We start from the raw sequence: 20,680 nt of genomic DNA, 5'->3' as shown, positions 1-20,680 counted from the left end.
CCGTTTTCCGCTCCGATAAAAGATAAAACAGGCTACCTGAAATTTTCAGGTAGCCTGAGAACTTTGCAAAACCCCCAGATGTGGATGCAGTTCAAGGCGTAGCAGCGCAGTGAGTGCAGACATATCATATAGATAGGCAAGCGAGCGAGCAGCGCACAACGCAGAAATGCGCCGCAGATGGGGGTTTTGCAAAGGTCTCAGCCTGTTGGCTTTGCCAGCAACCCAAGTCCTTCACCAAGGTCTCCGCCCCTTCCCCTTTTCTTCCCACCATCTTCCGCTTTCCTTCCCAACCGCCTGTGCTCATCAAACGGAATATCCACTTGGCCGTCTCCAGAAACTCCAACCTGGCAAAGGTCTCAGGCTACCTGAAAACCCAACCATGTCAAACAGCACCTGCAAGCCATGCAGGTGCTGTTTTACTTAGGGCTTGTCGCCATCATGCTGGCGAAGCGGTTTTTTAGCTTCGCAAGTCCGCTGCGCTACCGAGGCAAAATCTGTAACTGCCGGGCTCCCTCGAAGAAAGCGGTTTGACATACTGCGCCAGTCAAACCAGCCAGCACAGCACGATGGGACATCTTGCCAGCATATTTAATGCCTCAAAAGGTATTGAGCCCAAATATTGCCGCAACGCTTGGTGACGGCACCCCCAATATGCCCAAACAAAAAATCTGTCGGCCTACCAGCGCCTGAAAACCAAAGAGGTATTCACGCCGCCGAAGGCGAAGTTGTTGTTGACCACATATTCAGTTTCGATGTGGCGGCCGTTGCCGCGGATATAGTCCACCTCGCCGCAACGCTCATCAATCTGTTCCAAATTCACCGTGGGCGCAAACCAGCCGCTGCGCATCATTTCGATGGCGAACCACGATTCCAAGGCGCCGCAGGCGCCGAGGGTGTGGCCGAGGTAGCTTTTTTGCGAGCTGAGCGGCACATGGCCGAAAACAGCGGCGGTGGCTTGGGTTTCGGCAATATCGCCCTGTTCGGTGGCGGTGCCGTGGCCGCTGACGTAACCGATTTCGCCGGCGGGCAGGCCCGCGTCTTGCAGGGCCAGTTCCATACAACGCTGCATGGTGGCTTTTTCGGGGCGGGTGATGTGCGAGCCGTCGCTGTTGGCACCGTAGCCGACGATTTCGGCAATGATGTGTGCGCCGCGCGCTTGAGCGTGCTCCAGCTCTTCCAGCACCATCATGCAGGCGCCCTCCCCAACCACCAAGCCGTCGCGCCCGGCATCATAGGGACGCGGGGTGGATTCGGGGGCGCCATTGCGGCGGCTGGCGGCATACAGGGAATCGAACACAAACACTTCCGAGGGGCACAGCTGCTCCGCGCCGCCGGCCAGCATCATCGGAATCAGGCCGTGTTTGATGGCCTCATAAGCATAGCCTATGCCCTGGCTACCTGAAGTGCAGGCGCTGGAGGTGGGGATCATGCGGCCGGTGAGGCCGAAGAAAATGCCCACATTGGCCGGCATGCTGTGCGGCATCATGCGCACATAGGTGTTGGCATTGAACTGGCTGGGCAGATTGCTCAACAGCAAACCCATCTGCTGCACATCGGGCGTGCTGCCCACCGAAGAGCCGCAGGCCACGCCCATGCGGCCGTCGCGGATAATGGGGTCGCCCAACAGGCCGGCCTGCTGCAAGGCCTGTTCGCAAGCATCCACCGTGTATTGCGCCACCACCCCCATGCTGCGCAGCTGTTTGCGCGACCAATGCGCGGGCGCCCGATATTCGGGCAGCGGCGCGGCAATCCGCGCTTCCAGATCGGGAAACGCTTCCCAATCCGGCATATAGCGCACCGCGTTTTTACCGCGTTGAAAGGCGGCTTGCACGCTTTGCCAATCGCGGCCGAAAGCCGACAGCGCGCCGATACCGGTAATCACCACCCGTTTTTTCATCAGCACAATCCTCCGTTGACCGCAATCACTTGGCGGGTAATGTAGGCGGCTTGCTCGGCCATCAGAAAGCGCACCGCATGCGCCACCTCTTCCGGCGTGCCCATGCGCTGGGCCGGCACCGCTTTTAGAATTTCTGCCACCGGCACATGCTCGTCGAGAATCTCGGTATCGATCAGGCCGGGCGCCACGCAGTTCACCGTAATCTTACGCTTGGCCAACTCCAAGGCCAAAGCCTTGGCCGCTCCGATGAGGCCGGCTTTGGAAGCGCTGTAATTCACCTGGCCGCGGTTGCCCACCAAACCCGACACCGAAGCCATGCACACAATCCGCCCCGGCGCGCGGCGGCGGATCATCGGCATCACCACCGGATGCAGCACATTGTAAAAACCGTCCAAGTTCGCGCGCAACACGCCGTCCCAATCTTCGTCGCTCAAGGCAGGGAAGGCATTGTCGCGGGTGAGGCCGGCGTTGAGCACCACGCCGTAATAGGCACCGTGCTGTTCCACATCCTGCGCCAGCACGCTGCGGCAGGCGGTGCGGTCGGCCACATCAAACTGCAACACCCGCGCCGCTCGGCCCAATGCACGAACTTCATCTGCGGTCTGCTCGGCCTCCTCCCTGCGGCTGCGGCCATGCACCACAATATCGAAGCCGTCTTGCGCCAATGCCAACGCCACAGCCTTGCCGATGCCCCGGCTGGAGCCGGTAATCAAAATGGTCTGCTTCATCAATCAACCAGATGGAAATAGAAATGAAAAACAGAACGCATTATATCGGCGCAACAGGCTACCTGAAAGCAGCCGCACCGCATCATTTTAAAGTGAATAATCCAATCGGCCCGAATCCGCCGCTTCTGCCCGTACGGCACAGTCCAGACGGCAGTACATGGCGTTACTCCGTGTAAAAACCCGACCGCTTGCCACACCGCCGGTTTTCCCTGCCCGCAAAAAAACGTATGATGGCCGCCTTCTTGTTTACCTTCACCACAGCCCGCCATGAACCCACATTTCCGCCTGTTCGGCCTGCCCGAACAATTCGACCTCGACAGCGAAGCCCTGCAGCAAACCTACCGCCGCTTGGCCGCCCAATTCCACCCCGACAAAACCGCCACCGCCTCGGCTTTCGAACAAAAACAGGCCGTGATGATGGCCGCTGCCGTCAACGAAGCCTACCGCCTGCTGGCCGACCCGCTGCATCGCGCCGCCCTCCTCCTGCAGCAACAGGGCATCGAGGCCGATGCTCCCGAACACACCGCCTTCGCCCCCGAATTTCTGATGCGGCAAATGGAATGGCGCGAAGCCCTGGCCGAAGCCCGCGCGGCGCAAGACCAACACGCCCTGCAAGCCCTAGCCGACACCATCGGCGCCGAAGAAACCGCCCTGCACCGCCAATTGGCCCAAGACTTCCAAACCCAAGCCTACCAACAAGCCGCCGACCATGTGCGCCAAGGCCGTTTTTTAGCCAAACTGCGGCAGGAAATCCGCGATGCGCAGGCGGTATAAACTTTCAGGTAGCCTGCAATGAAACCAACCGCCTTCCTGCTCTGCTGCCTGCTTGCCCCCACCCTCAGCAGTTGCGGCGGCCTGCCAAACAAACCCGGCCTGCTCGACTTCAGCCTGCGCCACCCCGCCGCCGCGCTCGCCATCGGCAGCGAAAGCCCCCTCGGTACCAACATCACCAGCAACGCCGTACGCCTCTCCACCCGCCTCGGCCTCGACAACCGTGCCAACGGCGACGGCCGCGGCACCGAAGTCAACGCCCTGCGCCACTCGCTGTGGCAGGCCGCCATCAGCGCCCGTTTCGGCGCCGACATTGCCGAACAAGTGGGCAACGCCTACGAGCGCGACAGCACCCTGCGCCCGCAAAGCGATTACCCCAACCGCTACCGCGCCGACGAAGCCGCAGACCTGCGCAACAACGCCATCGGCCGGCGCATCGGCCAAGCCCACCGCGGCCGCAATATGAACGAACTGGCCGCCCTGCTGCTGGCCGAATACCGCGAACACGGCCTGTGGACGGCTTCGGCCGTCACCCGCGAAGGCCAAACCGTGTGGCGCATCGCCCAAACCCGCCTCAGCGAAGCCCGCTATCGCCAAGCCCTGCAAAAACTGGCCGCCCTAGACCGCAACGGCATGACCGAAGCCGAACGCCGCCGACTGCGCACCCACCAATAATGCCTTCCTTTTCCCAACGCCTTTTCAGGTAGCCTGCCGCCGCACCGTAACAGCACAACAGGCTACCTGAAAAAGCCTTCTTTATATCGCCGGCCGCCCAAACACACCCCGCTGCGGCAGGCTGAACATCAGCGCCGAATCGGGTATAATGCGCGGGTTTTGCAGCACACCGGCCGGGCTTTTCCCAAATGGGGTTTTCCCCCTTTCAGGTAGCCTCCGCATAGCCGCTGCCCCATCTCCCATCAGAAAAAAATCATGAGTGAACAAACAACCCCGCAAGCCGAATACGGTGCCGAGAGCATTCAGGTACTCGAAGGTCTGGACGCAGTGCGCAAGCGCCCCGGCATGTATATCGGCGACACACAGGACGGCTCCGGCCTGCACCACATGGTATTCGAAGTGTTGGACAATGCCATCGACGAAGCCCTGGCCGGTCACTGCGACAAAATCACCGTCGCCATCAATTCCGACAACTCCATCACCATCGAAGACAACGGCCGCGGCATTCCCACCGGCATCCACCCCAAAGAAGGCCGCTCCGCCGCCGAAGTGATCATGACCGTGCTGCATGCGGGCGGCAAGTTCGACAACAACAGCTACAAAATCTCCGGCGGCCTGCACGGCGTGGGCGTATCGGTGGTGAACGCACTCTCCGACTGGCTGCGCCTCACCATCTGGCGCGACGACAAAGAACATTTCGTCGAATTCCGGCGCGGCGACGCGGTGGCCCCGCTGAAAGTGGTGGGCGACGCGCCCGGCAAACACGGCACCCGCGTGCAGTTTCTCGCCAGCGAAGAAACCTTCGGCAATGTGGAATACCATTTCGACATCCTCGCCAAGCGCATCCGCGAGCTTTCTTTCCTCAATAACGGCGTGGGCATCGAACTGTTCGACAAGCGCGACGGCAAACACGAAAACTTCGCCTTCTCCGGCGGCGTGGCCGGCTTCGTGCAATACATGAACCGCAAGAAAACCCCGCTGCACGAAAAAGTGTTTTACGCCTTCGGTGAAAAAGACGGCATGAGCGTGGAATGCGCCATGCAGTGGAACGACAGCTATCAGGAAAACGTGCAGTGTTTCACCAATAACATCCCGCAGCGCGACGGCGGCACCCACCTCACCGCCCTGCGCCAGGTGATGACGCGCACCATCAACCACTACATCGAAGCCAACGAAATTGCCAAAAAAGCCAAAGTGGAAACCGGCGGCGACGATATGCGCGAAGGCCTCACCTGCATTTTGTCGGTAAAGCTGCCCGACCCCAAATTCTCCTCGCAAACCAAAGACAAACTGGTTTCCAGCGAAATCGGCCCGGTGGTGAACGAAGTGCTCAGCCAGGCACTGCACGAATTTTTGGAAGAAAACCCCAGCGATGCCAAAATCATCACCGGCAAAATCATCGATGCCGCCCGCGCCCGCGAAGCGGCACGCAAAGCCCGCGAAATCACCCGCCGCAAAGGCGTGATGGACGGCTTGGGCCTGCCCGGCAAACTGGCCGACTGTCAGGAAAAAGACCCCGCACTCTCCGAGCTGTATCTGGTGGAGGGCGATTCGGCCGGCGGCTCGGCCAAGCAAGGCCGCGACCGCAAATTCCAAGCCATTTTGCCTTTGAAAGGCAAAATCCTGAACGTGGAAAAAGCCCGCTTCGAGAAAATGCTGGCCAGCCAAGAAGTGGCCACCCTGATCACCGCCTTGGGCACCAGCATCGGCAAAGAAGAATTCAATCTGGAAAAACTGCGCTACCACCGCATCATCATCATGACCGATGCCGACGTGGACGGCGCCCACATCCGCACCCTGCTGCTCACCTTCTTCTACCGCCAAATGCCCGAACTCATCGAGCGCGGCTATGTGTACATCGCCCAGCCGCCGCTCTACAAAGCCAAGCACGGCAAGCAGGAACGCTACCTGAAAGATGAAACGGAAAAAGACGAATTCCTGCTCGGCTTGGCGGTGGACAAAGCCAAAATTGTTTCCGAAGGCCGCACGCTGGAAGGCAGCGAGCTCTACCGCTTAGCCAAACAGTTCCTGCTCGCCCGCAACACCGTTGCCCAAGAAAGCCGCGTCATCGACGCCTTGGTATTGCGCACCCTGATCGACATAGACGACATCCGGCTGGACAGCGCAGATGCCGCCGATGCCGCCGTAGCCGCCCTCAATCAGGCCTTGCAAAACGAAGAAATCGCCCTTGAACGGGTGGACGGCCACGAAGGCGGCCACTTCATCAAAATCACCCGCCGCCTGCACGGCAACGTGGCGGTCAGCTATCTGGACCAGAAATTTATCGACAGCAAAGCCTACCAAACCCTCAGCCGCACCGCCGCCCAAATCAAAGGCTGGGTGGCGCCCGGTGCGCTGCTGTACAAAGGTGATGCCGAGCCGCAGGCGGTGGACAGCTTGGAGGCCGCCATCGATATTCTGCTGGCCGGCGCACAAAAAGGCATGAGCATTCAGCGCTACAAAGGCTTGGGCGAAATGAACCCCGAGCAGCTGTGGGAAACCACCATGGATCCCGAAGTGCGCCGCCTGCTCAAAGTGCGTATTGAAGACGCCATCGCCGCCGACGAAGTATTCGTCACCCTGATGGGCGACGAAGTCGAACCGCGCCGCGCCTTTATCGAAAACAACGCCTTGGTGGCGCAAAACATCGACGCCTAAACCCAGCTTGCCCCCCATCCAGGCTACCTGAAACCACCCTTGCCGCCTTTCAGGTAGCCTGAGACCTTTGCAAAACCCCCAGATGTGGATGCAGTTTAAGGCGTAGCAGCGCAGCGAGCGTGAACGCCAGGAATCCCCGTGGGACAGACCTATCATCTACAAGGCTAAGCGAGCGAGCAGTACCCATAGAGCATAAACGCACAACGCAGAAATACGCCGCAGATGGGGGTTTGCAAAGGTCTCAGCCTGTTTGCCTATCCCACCCATTTCAAGAAAGCCGCCCATGTCCCTACCCGCCCCCTTCCCCCGCGTCCTCACCATCGCCGGCTCCGATTCGGGCGGCGGCGCCGGCATTCAGGCCGACCTCAAAACCTTCGGCGCCCTCGGCACCTACGGCGCCAGCGTCATCACCGCCGTTACCGTGCAAAACACCCAAGGCGTGCAGGGCGTGCACGTGCTGCCGCCCGACATCATCGAAGCGCAGGCCGACTCCGTACTGGGCGACATCCGCATCGACGCCGTCAAAATCGGCATTCTGCCCGATGCCGCCTGCATCCGCGCCGCCGCCGCCGTATTGCGCCGCCATCCCGTGCCCTTTGTGGTGCTCGACCCCGTATTGGTGGCCACTTCCGGCGACAGCCTGGCAGTGGAAGACACCGTCTCCCTGATGCTCACCGAGCTGATGCCGCTGGCCGACCTCATCACCCCCAACCTCAGCGAACTGGCCCGCTTAAGCGGCCAGCCCCAAGCGGCAGACGAAGACGAGATGCTGGCGCAAGGCCGTCTGCTGCTGGCGCAAGGCGCCCGCGCCGTGCTGCTCAAAGGCGGCCATTGGGAGGACAGCAGCCAAGCGCGCGACTGGTTGCTCACCGCCGACGGCCAAACACACCCCTTCAGCAGCCCGCGCATCGACACCCCGCACACCCACGGCACCGGCTGCACCCTCTCTTCCGCCATCGCCGCCCTGCGCCCGCAGCACGACAGCCTGCCCGCAGCCGTGGCCGAAGCCAAACGTTATCTGCACGGGGCGCTGGAAACCGGCAGCCGCTGGCAACTCGGCCGCGGCCGCGGCCCCCTTGCCCATTTCTGGCGCCAACCGCACGGGCAGGAACACTGAACCGCACCGTTTTCAGGTAGCCGGCTGCCGATGAAACCAACCCTCCCGACAATCATGTCGGGAGGGTTGGTTTCATGAGATCAGCCGCTCGTTTGCCCTTTGTTTGCCCGCTCGATAATACATGGCGGCCAAAACCTTTACACCGCCTAGAGCGTGCCGTCAGAGGGTGCAACGGCGGCGTGACATCCGCCGCCGAGCCAGCAAGCCTGTGAGTGCCTCAACTGCGGTAATCCGCATTGATGGCCACATACTCTTTCGACAAATCGCAGGTGTAGATTTTACTGTTTACCTGGCCGCGCTGTAGGTCGATGGTGATGGTGATGTCGCTCTCGTTCATCACCGCCTGTCCGTCTTCCTCGCGATAGCTGGCCGCGCGGCCGCCGTGTTCGGCCACCAATACCTCGCCCAGATACACGCGGATGCGGTCGGTATCCAAATCGGCTATGCCGGCGTAGCCGATGGCGGCCAGGATGCGGCCGAGGTTGGGGTCGGAGGCGTAAAAGGCGGTTTTCACCAGCGGCGACTTGGCCACCGCATAGCCGACGGCACGCGCTTCTTCGCGGCTGCCGGCATTTTGCACATCCACGGTAATGAATTTGTTGGCCCCCTCGCCGTCGCGCACAATCGCCTGCGCCAACTCCAAAGCCACTTCCTTGAGCGCGGTTTGCAGGGCTTGGGCGGCCGGGCTGGCGGCATCGGTGATTTCGGGCAGGCTGCTGCGGCCGGTGGCGGCCACAATAAAGCTGTCGTTGGTACTGGTGTCGCCGTCCACCGTGATGGCGTTGAAGCTGTCGTCGCAGGCGCGTGCAGTCATCGCTTGCAGCAGACCGGCTTCCACCGCGGCATCGGTAAACACAAAGCCGAGCATAGTGGCCATATTGGGATGAATCATGCCCGAGCCTTTGGCGATGCCGGTGACGCTTACCGTGTGGCCGTCCACGCTGAATTGGCGGCTGGCGGCCTTGGGCACGGTATCAGTGGTCATGATGGCGCCGGCGGCACGCGACCAAGCCGCGGGGGCGAGCTCGGGCAGCGCCGCCAAAATTTTATCGGTGGGCAGCGGCTCCAAAATCACGCCGGTGGAAAACGGCAGCACCTGTTCGGTTTGGCAGCCGTTTTGCGCCGCCACGGCACGGCACACCGCCTGCGCGGCATCGCGGCCGCCTTGGCCGGTACCCGCGTTGGCATTGCCGGTGTTCACCACCAAGGCGCGGATTTCGCTGCCCGAAGCCAGATGGCTGCGGGCTACCTGAACCGGCGCGGCACAAAAGCGATTGCGGGTGAACACGGCGCCGATGCGGCAGCCGGGTGCCAGCAGCATCAGGGTCAGATCGTCGCGGCCCGGCTTTTTGATGCCGGCCTGGGCAACAGACAGCTGCACGCCGTCAATCGGGTGCAGATTGCCCTCATCAGGCGGGGTAAGGTTGACAGCCATCGGGAAACTCCTGAATCAAAAAATAAAAACCAAACAGCAAGCTTTCAGGTAGCCTGAGGCTACCTGAAACCGGATTCGGCTTTGCCGGCCTGTACTTCTTCGCGCACTCGCTGGCGGAAACGGGCGGCGGCAAAATGATAAAACGGTTGCGGGCAAAACTGGCGCGAAATCACCGAAGCGGCAATCGAGGCAATCAGCATCCAAAACAATAAAGACTGGCTGCCGGTCATCTCCATCACCACCACGCTGGCGGTGAGCGGCGACTGGGTGGCCGCCGCCAAAAAAGCCGCCATGCACAGCAAAGCCAACACCCCGGCCGGCGCAGCCAAACCGCTTAGCTGCGACACATGCACGCCGATCAGCGCGCCGATGGTGAGCGAGGGCGTGAAAATGCCGCCGGGAATGCCGGCCCAATAAGAAAGCACCGTGGCCGCCCATTTGCTACCGGCCGCGCCCAAAGTGGCATCGGTATTGCCGCGCAACGCCGCCGCCGCGGCTTCGTAGCCGGTGCCGTAGGTTTCGCCCTGCGTCAGCAAACCCAAGGCCGCCAGCAGCAAACCGAACACCCCGGCCAGCCACACCGGATGCCGGCGCATCCAGCTGCGCCAGCCGCGCGGCGCCAGCCAATCCGCCCCTTTGCTCAAAAAGCGGGCAAACAAACCGCCGGCCACCCCGCACACCGCCGCACACACCAACACCCATTCCAGCATATTACTGGCCAGCTCGCGGCCGTGGAAACCTTTGAAATAAGTGTTGTTGCCCTCAATCGCCACCAAAATAAAACCGGCCGCCAGCACACCGATAAAAATCTGCCGCTCCCAGCGCAAAGCCACCGCACGGCCCAGCTCCTCAATGGCAAACACCACCCCGGCCAGCGGCGCATTAAAGGCTGCCGCCAAACCGCCTGCCGCGCCGGCGGCCAGCAAATCGTTTTCGCGCAGGTTTTTAAACGCCAAATCGTGTTTGCGGCACCAGCCGCCCCACGCCGCCATCACCGCCGCACCCACCTGTACCGACGGCCCTTCCCGGCCGATGGACGCGCCGGCCAGCATGCCGAGAAAGGTGAGCGGAATTTTCAACAGCGTCTGCCCAAGCGCCACCAAGTGGTTTTTCTCCGCGCCGTGCGGCAGCGACAAGGCCGCCAACACCTGCGGAATGCCGCTGCCCGCGGTATAGGGCGCATAGCGGTGGGTAAACCACACCAGCAGCATCATCGCCGCCGGCAGCACCACCACGGCCGCCCAAGGGTAGGCCCGCGTCCACTCCTGGTTCAGCTCCAGCGCATAATCGGCCAAACGGGCAAAACCCAACGATACCAAAGCCACCAGCGCCGCTCCCGCCAGCAACAGGGCGAAAGCCGCCGTTTTGCGCGACAGGCGTTTGGTTTGTTTGATTTTGCGGGACAGGGTTTTGCCGATGCGGCTGCTGATCCTGCCGGCCTGCCGGTACATGGCATTCCTTTCTAAGCGTGAGCGGACGGGGCGGAAACAGATGAAGAAGGGCGTGATTGTAAATAAGAAAACGACCGCTGGGTAGGGCAGGCCGGCACAGAAACGGCAAAGCAGCGTGCCAGAGAGCCTGATACACTGCTTTGCCGTTAGCCAAGCTCGGCAACGGCCTCAGCCGCTTAAAAATGCCAAGCCGAAAACACCACCATCAGCACAGGCGGCAACACATTGGCGATAAAACCGAAGCTGATCGCCATCGGCACCACCTCCAAGCCGCCGGACGAACGAATCACCGGCAAGGTAAAATCCAAGCTGGTGGCGCCGCCGCTGCCCACCGCCGCCCCCGGGAAACGCGGCATGATCATCGGAATAAACACCAGCGCAAAAAACTCGCGCGACAAATCGTTGATCAGCGCCACGCTGCCCCACACCGGGCCGTAAGCCTCCGTCATCATGATGCCGGACAGCGAATACCAGCCGAAGCCCGAGGCCAGCGCCAAACCTTTGCTCCACGACACCTCCGGCATCAGGGCGGCAAACAGCAGCCCGCCGGCCAAGCAAGACGCGGTAAACCACAGGGCTACCTGAACGCCGCGCTTATTGAGCAGAATCTGTCGCAAGGTAATGCCGCTGCCGCGCAACTGCAAACCCACCAAAAACACCAGCAGCATCAAGGCATACGTGCCGGTCGATTCCGGCGGCAGCCAAGCGGGCGGCAGCAGCCAGCCCAAAGCGAAACCCGCCGCCACACAGGCAATCTGCTTGATGCTGCCGCCGATGCTGATGCGCTGTTTTTTCTCCTCCGCCGCCAAAGAGCGCTGCCACGGGCGGAAATGGTCGAACGCACACAGCACCAACAGATTCAGGCCCATGGTGCAGGCAAACAGCAGCAGCACCGACACCGCAATGCCGCCCAGCTGCTGCCCCAAATTGCCCACCTGCGACAGCGAAATGCCGATCAGCAACAAAATCAGATACACCAATACCGCCAAAATCCGGTCCACCGCCCGCAACCACGGCTTGGGCAAGCGGATAAAAAAACCGACAAACAGCGGCGTCAAAATGGCCAGCAGCGTCAACAGGCTTTGCATAAAACGTCCTTATCGTCCGGCAGACAATCAATTTGAGCGCACCGCCCGGCATCGGCGGCACGCCCAAAAACAGTTGAATCAACAAGCAGCGAAACCGCGGCTTGGCGCGGCATTCAGGCTTTCAGGTAGCCTCAGCCGGCAAAAGTATGCTCGGCAGCCGGGAAACTTTTGTCTTTTACCGCCGCCACATAAGCCGCCACAGCCGCCTGAATGCTGCTCTGCCCCTGCATAAAATTGCGCACGAATTTGGCGGTTTTGCCCGGGAAAACGCCCAGCATATCGTGCATCACCAGCACCTGCCCGTCGCAATCCACTCCCGCGCCGATGCCGATGGTGGGGCAAGACAGGCGTTCCGTGACCCGTTTGCCCAAAGACGCCGGCACGCACTCCATCAGCACCACATCCGCACCCGCTTCCTCATGCGCCTTGGCATCGGCCAACAGCGCCTCGGCCGCCGCATCGCCTTTACCCTGCACCCGATAACCGCCAAACGCATTCACCGACTGCGGCGTCAGCCCGATGTGGGCGCACACCGGAATCCCGCGTTGTTGCAGAAAGCGCGTGGTTTCGGCCATAAACGCCCCGCCCTCCAGCTTCACCATATGCGCGCCGGCCGCCATCAGTTCGGCGGAAGCGGCAAACGCCTGCTCCTTGCTCTGCTGATACGCGCCAAACGGCAAATCGGCCACAATCATGGCCTCACGGTTGCCGCGCGACACCGCCGCCGTGTGGTAACACATATCGGCCAGCGACACCGGCAGCGTGGAGGCCTGCCCCTGCACGGCCATGCCCAGCGAATCGCCCACCAACAGCATGTCCACGCCCGCTTCGTTCATCAAAGCGGCAAAACTGGCCTCGTAGCAAGTGAGCATCGCGATTTTTTCGCCCTCGGCCTTCATCCGACGCAAGGTATTGACGGTAATCAAGGTTTTTCCTTTTCCAATCCGTAAACAATCAAAAAATGCAAAAAGCGGCACAAGGCTACCTGAAAAGCGGTTTAGATGCAAAGCTTGGCCGGCGGCAAAGCCGGGCTTGATCGCCGGAGCCAATCGGTATAATGCCGTACATGGTCAGCCACACTTCACCCAAGATTATGATGTTGAAATCATTTTGCTCGCGTCTGCGTGCCTGGATAAACCGTGACGACGGACGGCTGTTTCAGGTAGGCAATGAAACCGTGCCGAAGCGCACCGTATTCGGCGTGTTGTCCATGGTAACGGCGGCCGTTCTTGCTTTGTTGTGGCAGCGTGCGGGTTGGCACGGCGCATGGAGCGGGCTGTTTGCCTTACTCGGACTCTACTGTTTGCGGCCGAAAAAATGATGGCTTGACCTGACTGAATCGATGTATCGCGGCATCCACGCCGCTTTCTGCTGGCAGCCCGCAACACTTGGCCGCGCCGACTGCCGTTTATGGAAACCCTTTATTTGAAACAGATCAGCCATACGGTTTTCAGGTAGCCCGAGCAAAACGCAGGGGCTACCTGAAAACCGTGTGGGCTATTGAATCAATCCGCCGCCTGCAAGGCTTTCCGCCAACGCGCCGCTTGGGCGCGCACCTGCTCGGGCGCGGTGCCGCCGAGGTGGTTGCGGGCGTTCAGGCTGCCTTCGGGGGTCAGCACTTGGTACACGTCTTCGCCGATTAAGCCGCTAAAGCCTTGCAAGACGGCCAACGGCAAATCGCTCAAATCCACGCCCTGGCCGTCGGCATGGCGAACCGCCAGCGCCACCACTTCGTGGCTGTCGCGGAAGGGCAGGCCTTTTTTCACCAAGTAGTCGGCCAAATCGGTGGCGGTGGCAAAGCCCTGCAAGACAGCGGCGCGCATATTGTCGGGCTTCACGGTGACGCCGCGCATCATGTCGGCATAGATGCGCAGGGTGTCCACCAAGGTGTCGACGGTATCGAACAGCGGCTCTTTGTCTTCCTGATTGTCTTTGTTGTAGGCCAGGGGCTGCGATTTCATCAGGGTGATCAGGCCCATCAAATGGCCGATCACGCGGCCGGACTTGCCGCGCACCAGTTCGGGCACGTCGGGGTTTTTCTTTTGCGGCATGATGCTGGAGCCGGTGCAGAAGCGGTCGGCAATGTCGATAAAGCCGAAACGCGGGCTCATCCACAGAATCAGCTCTTCGGAGAGGCGGCTCAAGTGGATCATCAGCAGGCTGGCGGCGGCGGTGAATTCGATGGCGAAATCGCGGTCGGACACGGCATCGAGCGAGTTTTGGCAGATGCCTTCGAAGCCGAGCAGGCGGGCGGTGGTTTCTCGCCGAATCGGGAAGGTGGTGCCGGCCAGGGCGGCGGCGCCCAAGGGCATGCGGTTGACGCGGCCTCGACAATCGGCCATGCGTTCGTCGTCGCGGCCCAGCATTTCCACATAGGCGAGCATGTGGTGGCCGAAGCTCACCGGTTGGGCGACCTGAAGATGGGTAAAGCCGGGCATCACCACCTCGGCGTGCGCCTCGGCCAAGTCCAGCAGCGCGCTTTGCAGGGCTTGAATCAGGCTGCGGATGCGGCTGATTTCGTCGCGCAGCCACAGGCGGATATCGGTGGCCACCTGGTCGTTGCGGCTGCGGCCGGTGTGCAGGCGCTTGCCGGCATCGCCGATTTTGTCGGTGAGCCGCCGCTCGATGTTCATGTGTACGTCTTCCAAGTCCAGCGACCATTCGAGACGGCCGGCTTCGATGTCGGCCAGAATCTCGGCCATGCCCTGGCGGATGGCGGCCAAATCGTCGGCAGAGAGCACGCCGGCTTCGCACAGCATCTGCGCGTGCGCCAGCGAGCCTTGAATATCCCACGGCGCCAGGCGGCAGTCGAAATCAATCGAGCCGGTGTATTGTTTCACCAGCTCGGCCACGGGCTCGTTAAAGCGGCCCGACCAGGTTTCTGCTTGAGTCATCAATCTTCCTTCAATTTGTCTTATTTCTTTCTCCGCAAGCCCGTTTTCAGGTAGCCTGCGGCGGCGCGGCATCGTCAGGCCGCATTATAGCGGCGGCACCTTCTTTGCAGAATACGGCAAGCCGAAAATAAGTGCTTCCGCTATAATCGCCCCTCCTCCACACCGCTTCCCCCAGCCATGAGCCAACGCTATATCGGCCTGATGTCGGGCACCAGCATGGACGGCATCGACGCCGTTTTGGCCGACATCGACGGCACCCGCTGGCAGGCCGCCCGCGCCCATTTCTTCGTGCCCTACCCTGATCCGCTCCGCCAACAGCTGCTGGCCCTGCAGGACAGCGGCGGCGACGAACTGCACCGCGCCGCCCTGCTCGCCCAAACCGTCGCCCGTCTGTATGCCCAAGCGGTCAACGGCCTGCTGGCACAGGAAGGGTTGGCCGCCGCCGACATCACCGCACTCGGCGCCCACGGCCAAACCGTGCGCCACGCGCCCGAACACGGCTACACCGTCCAACTCATCGACCTGCCGCTTCTGGCCGAGCTGACCGGCATCGACTGCATCGGAGACTTCCGCAGCCGCGACCTGGCCGGCGGCGGCCAAGGCGCTCCCCTCGTGCCCGCCTTCCATCAAGCCGTGTTCGGCCATCCGCAGCACGAGCGCGTGCTGCTCAACATCGGCGGCATCGCCAACATCAGCATTCTGCCGCCCGACGGCCGCCCCGCCGGCGGCTTCGACACCGGCCCCGGCAATATGCTGGCCGACGCCTATATGCAGCACTACCGCCAACAGCCTTACGACCGCGACGGCGCACTGGCCGCCGGCGGCCGCATCATCGAGCCCTTGCTGGCCGCATGGTTGGCCCACCCCTATTTCCAACGCCCCGCGCCCAAGAGCACCGGCCGCGAGCTGTTTTCTTTTTCTTGGCTGCAAGGCTACCTGAAAGCCGAATACCGGCCGGCCGACATCATGCGCACCCTGAATGCTTTTACCGCCCGCAGCATTGCCCAAGCCGTGCGCCGACACGCGCCGGCGGCACGCGAAATGTTTGTCTGCGGCGGCGGCACCTGCAATCCGGTTGTGATGGCCGAGTTGCGGCAGCAACTTGCCGGCGTTCAGGTGGCCACCACCGACGATCTGCACCTCGCCCCGCAATGGGTGGAAGCCGCCGCCTTCGCCTGGCTGGCGGCCTGCCGCATCCACCGCCGGGCCGCCGGCCCTCACCGCGCCACCGGCGCCGCACGGCCTTATGTGTTGGGCGCTTGGCATTGCGCCTGAAACACAAAATACCGCTGCCCTCGGGCAGCGGTATGTTTTTTGGACGGCGGAGACCGGCCTACATCAGCGCATCGGTCAGCGCCGTTTCGGTTTCTACCGGCGTGGGCGCCAAGGGTTTTTCCTGCGGCAGCAAGGGCGTAATCAGGCGGTTGGTGAGGCCGGTAATCGCCTCCACTTGGCGCACGGTGGCTTCGTCCATTTCAGCCATGGCCTCCACCGCGCTGCCCTCCGGCAACACTTGGTCCGGCTGCGGCGCGGCTTCTTCTTCAAACACCGCACGCGGACGGCTCAAATCGGCCGAACCGCTCTGCCAGGCCACAGACGACAGCTTGCCCTGCACGCGGGCATTGGCTTGGGCGCAGGTAATGCAGACCAAGCGGCCGTTGCGGTTGCGCAAAGTGGTGGTGACGCGGTTGCTCTGCACATTCAAACCCTTAACATCGGCCCAGGCGCGGATGCTTTGGTTCAAGGCATCGGTGTCCAGATTGCGCTGGTTATAAGGGTCTTTGTAGGCCGCCAGCCAAAGGTTGCCCGCTTCGTCGGCATTCAGCGAAGCCATTTGGTAAATCACCGCCGCATCGGCGCCGGTTTGCACCGAACGGGCGAAGCGCAGCGCATCGGGGCTTTGCATGCGCACGCAGCCGTGGCTGCGCACACCGGGCACGCTGGAAGGCACATTGGTGCCGTGGATGCCCAAACCCAAACGCGGATCGCCGAAGCGCACAAACACCGGCCCCAAAGGATTGTTCGGCCCCGGCGGCACGCTGGTCAGCGCGGGTTTGCCGGCCGCGGCCCGTTCGCGGCGGATGCTGGCCGGAATCGTCCACGTCGGGTTGTAGGCTTTGGCGCCGATTTGGTAGTCGCCCAAAGGCGTGCGCGTGCGGGCACGGCCCACCGCCACCGGATAAGAGGCTTTCAGCTCGCCGTTTTCATATAAAAACAGCCGCAGCTGCGGAATATTGATCACCACATGCTGGCCGCTGGCCACCGGCGAATAATCGGGCAGCGGCGTATTGGCGGCAGACATCCCCGCCCAAGCCAGCAGGCCGCAAGCAAACAGAATCTTTTTCATGGCTCTATTTCTCAAATGAAAAACAAACGGCGGCCATCATAACCCCAAAGCGGAAAATCTGTCAGCACAAACCTGATTTGGCTGGCTTTCTGCCCAGTACGCTGTTGCATTCAGGCTACCTGAAAGGGCGAAAACGTGCTTTAATGCCCGCCTTATTCCCCAGCCGTTGCCGAAAGCCCCGCATGCGTTCTCCGATTATCTCCTCCCTGCTCGACACCGACCTGTATAAATTCACCATGCTGCAGGTGGTGCTACACCAATTCCCCCAAGCGCACGGCGTCTATGAATTCCGCTGCCGCAACAACGACGCCACCGCCTATCCGCTGGCCGACATCAAAGACGCGCTCGAACAAGAGCTCGACGCCCTGTGCCAACTCAAACTCAGCCAGGAAGAATTGGACTACCTGCGCCAGATGCGCTTCATCAAAAGCGATTTCGTCGATTATCTGGAGCTGTTCCAACTCAAACGCCGCTTCATCACCGTCTCCACCGACGAGCAAAACCGGCTCAACATCCGCGTTGAAGGCCCCATCATCCAGGCCATGTTCTTCGAGATTTTCGTGCTGGCCATCGTCAACGAACTCTACTTCCGCCGCCTCGAAACCTCCGAGGTGCTGGCCGAAGGCGAACGCCGCCTGCAGGCCAAAGCCACGCTGCTGCGCGATTATGCCGCGCAACAACAGCCGCACGAGCCGCCGTTTCTGATTTCCGATTTCGGCACCCGCCGCCGCTACAACCTGGCCTGGCAGGAGCACGTAGTGCGCACCCTGCACGCCGCCGCCCCCGAATGCCTGCGCGGCACCAGCAATGTTTATCTGGCCAAGAAACTCGGCCTCACCCCCATCGGCACCATGGCCCACGAATTCCTGCAAGCCTTCCAAGCGCTCGACGTGCGCCTGCGCGACTTCCAAAAAGCCGCGCTCGAGGCCTGGGTGCACGAATACCGCGGCGACTTGGGCATCGCGCTCACCGACGTAGTGGGCATGGACGCCTTCCTGCGCGATTTCGACCTCTACTTCGCCAAACTCTTCGACGGCCTGCGCCACGACAGCGGCGACCCCTTCGTTTGGGGCGACAAAGCCTACGCCCACTACCAAAAGCTCAAAATCGACAGCCGCACCAAAATGCTCACCTTCTCCGACGGCCTCAATCTGGAAAAAGCCTGGGAGCTGCACCAATACTTCAAAGACCGCTTCAAAACCAGCTTCGGCATCGGCACCAACCTCACCAACGACATGGGCCACACCCCGCTCAACATCGTCTTGAAACTGGTGGAATGCAACGGCCAGTCGGTGGCCAAGATTTCAGACAGCCCCGGCAAAACCATGACCGACAACAACACCTTCCTCGCCTACCTGCGCCAAGTATTCGACATCCGCGAACAGGCTACCTGAAACCTGCCAGCCGCCGCCCGGGCGGCTTTTTGCCGCCCCGCCCGCACCGCGATTTGCTACAATCCGCCGCGCCCGCGCCAGCCGCCGGGCAAAACCCTTTCAGATAGCCTGAGGCCGCCAACCCTCTCATTATTATCTCCATCAGAAAGTCCGCCATGAACACCGCCGCCCAACGCCTGGCCGCCCTGCGCCAAACCATGCAGCAACAGCAATTCGAGGCCTGGCTGATTCCCTCCGCCGACCCCCATTTGTCCGAATACCTGCCCGAGCACTGGCAGGGCCGCAGCTGGCTTTCCGGCTTCGACGGCTCGGTCGGCACCCTGCTGATTACCGCCGAGCGCGCCGAACTGTGGGCCGACAGCCGCTATTGGGAGCAGGCCGAACGCCAGCTGGCCGGCAGCGGCATCGTGCTGCAAAAACTCGGCTTGGGCCGCAGCCACCTCGATTCCGTGGCCGAACTGCCCGCCGGCGCACTGCTCGGCGTGGCGCCCGATATGCTCTCGCTGGCCGCCAAACGCCAGCTCGAAAGCGCCGGCGCGGCCAAACAGATCCGCCTGCGCCACGACCTCGACCTGCTCGACACCGTCTGGCCCGACCGCCCCGACCTGCCCGCCGCCCCGGTGTACCGCCACGGCGAAGCCTTCGCCGCCGAATCCGCCGCCGCCAAACTCATCCGCGTGCGCCGCTTCATGCAAGAGCAACAGGCCCAACACCACCTGATTTCCAGCCTCGACGACATCGCCTGGCTCACCAATCTGCGCGGCAGCGACGTCTCCTACAACCCCGTCTTCCTCGCCTACTTGCTCATCAGCGCCGAGCAAGCCGTGCTGTTTGCCGACCCCGCCAAATTCGACGGCGACGCCCGCCAAGCCCTTGCCGAAGCCGGCATCACCCTGGCCGATTACGATAGCGTGGCCGATGCCGTGGCCGCGCTTAGCGGCAGCCTGCTCATCGACCCCGCCAAAACCGCCGTCAGCACCCTAAACAGGCTACCTGAAAGCGTGGTGCTGCGCGAAAGCATCAACCCCAGCACCCTATTCAAATCCTGCAAATCCGCCGCCGAAATCGAGCACACCCGCGAAGCCATGAAACAGGACGGCATCGCCCTGTGCGGCTTCTTCGCCGAATTCGAGCAGGCGCTGGCCGAGGGTCGCACGCTCACCGAGCTCGACATCGACCGCATGCTGCTCGAACACCGCCGCCGCCGGCCGCACTTCATCTCCCCCAGCTTCGGCACCATCGCCGGCTTCAACGCCAACGGCGCCCTGCCCCATTACAGCGCCACCCCCGAAGCGCACAGCACCCTCAGCGGCGACGGCCTGCTCCTCATCGACTCCGGCGGCCAATACCGCAACGGCACCACCGACATCACCCGCGTCGTGCCCGTCGGCACGCCCAGTGCCGAACACAAACGCGACTTCACCCTCGTGCTCAAAGCCCACATCGCCCTGGCCGAAACCGAATTTCCCGAAAACATCGCCGCCCCCATGCTCGATGCCGTTTGCCGCAAACCCATGTGGCAAGCGCAATGCGACTACGGCCACGGCACCGGCCACGGCGTAGGATACTTCCTCAACGTGCACGAAGGCCCGCAGGTCTTGTCCTACCACGCCCCCGTTACCCCCCACAGCGCCATGAAAGCCGGCATGATCACCTCCATCGAACCCGGCCTCTACCGCCCCGGCCGCTGGGGCATCCGCATCGAAAACCTGGTGGTCAACCTGCCCGTGACTCAACCAGCCGAAACCCAATTCGGCCGCTTCCTGCGTTTCGACACCCTCACCCTCTGCCCCATCGACACCCGCCTGATGGACACCGCCCTGATGAGCCGCAGCGAAATCGACTGGGTCAATCGCTACCACGCCCAAGTGCGCGAACAGCTCGCCCCGCATACCGAAGGCGCAGCCAAAGCCTGGCTGGAACAACGCACCCGCCCCCTGGCCTAAGCCCCGGCCGCCACCCCTGCTTCAGGCTACCTGAACACCCTTTCAGGTAGCCTGAGACCTTTGCAAAGCCCTCAGCCGTAGCTTGGGTTGAAGCGAAGCGCAAACCCAACACAAGCAAACCGGACACAATTGTTGACATGATTGTTGGGTTACGGCCTACGGCCTAACCCAACCTACGCGCCGTAGGTCGGATACCCGTATCCGACACCTTGCCGAAACCGATTGTCGGATTCAAGCATCCGACCTACCGCTGCCCGACGTTCCAAACCGCAGTCTGCC

Annotated in this window: 17 protein-coding genes and 1 pseudogene; 8 read left to right on the top strand and 10 right to left on the bottom strand. The window is 61.9% G+C overall.

What is annotated here, in order from left to right; genetic code table 11:
* Positions 1 to 45 precede the first annotated feature (45 nt).
* From H3L94_RS12375 to fabG, 3 genes are all read right to left on the bottom strand, one after another.
* The gene (locus H3L94_RS12375; protein ID WP_244958871.1) at positions 46 to 201 is read right to left on the bottom strand and encodes a lipoprotein signal peptidase; all 156 of its coding nucleotides are present in this window, start codon (positions 199 to 201) and stop codon (positions 46 to 48) included.
* Positions 202 to 676: 475 nt separating this feature from the next.
* The gene (locus tag H3L94_RS04085) at positions 677 to 1,900 is read right to left on the bottom strand and encodes a beta-ketoacyl-ACP synthase (RefSeq protein WP_182123097.1); all 1,224 of its coding nucleotides are present in this window, start codon (positions 1,898 to 1,900) and stop codon (positions 677 to 679) included.
* Positions 1,897 to 2,625, bottom strand: coding sequence for a 3-oxoacyl-ACP reductase FabG (gene fabG / locus H3L94_RS04080; RefSeq protein ID WP_182122762.1), 729 nt, complete (start codon positions 2,623 to 2,625; stop codon positions 1,897 to 1,899). The genes H3L94_RS04085 and fabG overlap by 4 nt, the downstream gene beginning before the upstream one ends.
* A gap of 267 nt (positions 2,626 to 2,892) precedes the next feature.
* Here fabG and hscB point away from each other — a divergent pair, with 267 nt between their 5' ends.
* The 3 genes from hscB to gyrB all read left to right on the top strand — a co-directional run bounded on the left by hscB (position 2,893) and on the right by gyrB (position 6,729).
* Positions 2,893 to 3,399, top strand: coding sequence for a Fe-S protein assembly co-chaperone HscB (gene hscB, locus H3L94_RS04075; RefSeq protein ID WP_182122761.1), 507 nt, complete (start codon positions 2,893 to 2,895; stop codon positions 3,397 to 3,399).
* An 18-nt stretch (positions 3,400 to 3,417) separates the two neighbouring features.
* Complete coding sequence (locus tag H3L94_RS04070) at positions 3,418 to 4,071, top strand: DUF6973 domain-containing protein (RefSeq protein WP_182122760.1); 654 nt, start codon at positions 3,418 to 3,420, stop codon at positions 4,069 to 4,071.
* 255 nt (positions 4,072 to 4,326) lie between these two features.
* Positions 4,327 to 6,729 carry a DNA topoisomerase (ATP-hydrolyzing) subunit B gene (gyrB, locus tag H3L94_RS04065; protein ID WP_182122759.1) on the top strand — a complete coding sequence of 801 codons (2,403 nt, stop codon included), beginning with the start codon at positions 4,327 to 4,329 and terminating at the stop codon, positions 6,727 to 6,729.
* A gap of 49 nt (positions 6,730 to 6,778) precedes the next feature.
* Here gyrB and H3L94_RS12370 read toward each other — a convergent pair.
* A pseudogene (locus tag H3L94_RS12370) lies at positions 6,779 to 6,996 on the bottom strand (ATP-dependent exonuclease).
* Positions 6,997 to 7,012: 16 nt separating this feature from the next.
* Here H3L94_RS12370 and thiD point away from each other — a divergent pair.
* On the top strand, positions 7,013 to 7,846 hold the full coding sequence (thiD, locus tag H3L94_RS04060) for a bifunctional hydroxymethylpyrimidine kinase/phosphomethylpyrimidine kinase (RefSeq protein WP_182122758.1): 834 nt from the start codon (positions 7,013 to 7,015) through the stop codon (positions 7,844 to 7,846).
* 217 nt (positions 7,847 to 8,063) lie between these two features.
* Here the strand turns inward: thiD and argJ are convergent, their stop codons facing one another.
* From argJ to panB, 4 genes are all read right to left on the bottom strand, one after another.
* The gene (gene argJ / locus H3L94_RS04055; RefSeq protein ID WP_182122757.1) at positions 8,064 to 9,281 is read right to left on the bottom strand and encodes a bifunctional glutamate N-acetyltransferase/amino-acid acetyltransferase ArgJ; all 1,218 of its coding nucleotides are present in this window, start codon (positions 9,279 to 9,281) and stop codon (positions 8,064 to 8,066) included.
* Positions 9,282 to 9,340: 59 nt separating this feature from the next.
* Positions 9,341 to 10,732 (bottom strand): chloride channel protein, encoded by a 1,392-nt coding sequence (locus tag H3L94_RS04050; protein WP_182122756.1) that lies wholly within the window; start codon positions 10,730 to 10,732, stop codon positions 9,341 to 9,343.
* A 176-nt stretch (positions 10,733 to 10,908) separates the two neighbouring features.
* A complete protein-coding gene (locus tag H3L94_RS04045) occupies positions 10,909 to 11,820 on the bottom strand; it encodes a LysO family transporter (RefSeq protein ID WP_009118495.1) in 912 nt (303 codons plus the stop codon).
* A gap of 131 nt (positions 11,821 to 11,951) precedes the next feature.
* Positions 11,952 to 12,746 carry a 3-methyl-2-oxobutanoate hydroxymethyltransferase gene (panB, locus tag H3L94_RS04040; protein ID WP_182122755.1) on the bottom strand — a complete coding sequence of 265 codons (795 nt, stop codon included), beginning with the start codon at positions 12,744 to 12,746 and terminating at the stop codon, positions 11,952 to 11,954.
* A 170-nt stretch (positions 12,747 to 12,916) separates the two neighbouring features.
* Between panB and H3L94_RS04035 the strand changes: the two genes are divergently transcribed.
* Positions 12,917 to 13,141, top strand: coding sequence for a hypothetical protein (locus H3L94_RS04035; protein WP_182122754.1), 225 nt, complete (start codon positions 12,917 to 12,919; stop codon positions 13,139 to 13,141).
* Between the two features lie 184 nt (positions 13,142 to 13,325).
* On the opposite strand, the gene argH is transcribed toward H3L94_RS04035, so the two are convergent.
* Positions 13,326 to 14,714 carry an argininosuccinate lyase gene (gene argH, locus H3L94_RS04030; RefSeq protein WP_182122753.1) on the bottom strand — a complete coding sequence of 463 codons (1,389 nt, stop codon included), beginning with the start codon at positions 14,712 to 14,714 and terminating at the stop codon, positions 13,326 to 13,328.
* Positions 14,715 to 14,891: 177 nt separating this feature from the next.
* Here argH and H3L94_RS04025 point away from each other — a divergent pair, with 177 nt between their 5' ends.
* A complete protein-coding gene (locus H3L94_RS04025) occupies positions 14,892 to 15,989 on the top strand; it encodes an anhydro-N-acetylmuramic acid kinase (RefSeq protein ID WP_182122752.1) in 1,098 nt (365 codons plus the stop codon).
* Between the two features lie 58 nt (positions 15,990 to 16,047).
* Here the strand turns inward: H3L94_RS04025 and H3L94_RS04020 are convergent, their stop codons facing one another.
* A complete protein-coding gene (locus tag H3L94_RS04020) occupies positions 16,048 to 17,061 on the bottom strand; it encodes a L,D-transpeptidase (protein WP_182122751.1) in 1,014 nt (337 codons plus the stop codon).
* Between the two features lie 182 nt (positions 17,062 to 17,243).
* Between H3L94_RS04020 and pncB the strand changes: the two genes are divergently transcribed.
* Entirely contained in the window at positions 17,244 to 18,455 is a 1,212-nt protein-coding gene (gene pncB, locus H3L94_RS04015; protein ID WP_182122750.1) for a nicotinate phosphoribosyltransferase, read from the top strand.
* 155 nt (positions 18,456 to 18,610) lie between these two features.
* Positions 18,611 to 20,401, top strand: coding sequence for an aminopeptidase P family protein (locus tag H3L94_RS04010; protein ID WP_182122749.1), 1,791 nt, complete (start codon positions 18,611 to 18,613; stop codon positions 20,399 to 20,401).
* The last annotated feature ends 279 nt before the right edge of the window (positions 20,402 to 20,680 follow it).

This window comes from Neisseria shayeganii, assembly GCF_014054965.1.
GTDB classification, from domain to species: Bacteria; Pseudomonadota; Gammaproteobacteria; order Burkholderiales; family Neisseriaceae; genus Eikenella; species Eikenella shayeganii.
The sequence above is the reverse complement of the archived record's forward strand: the minus strand, read 5'-3'. Positions and strand labels throughout refer to the sequence as shown.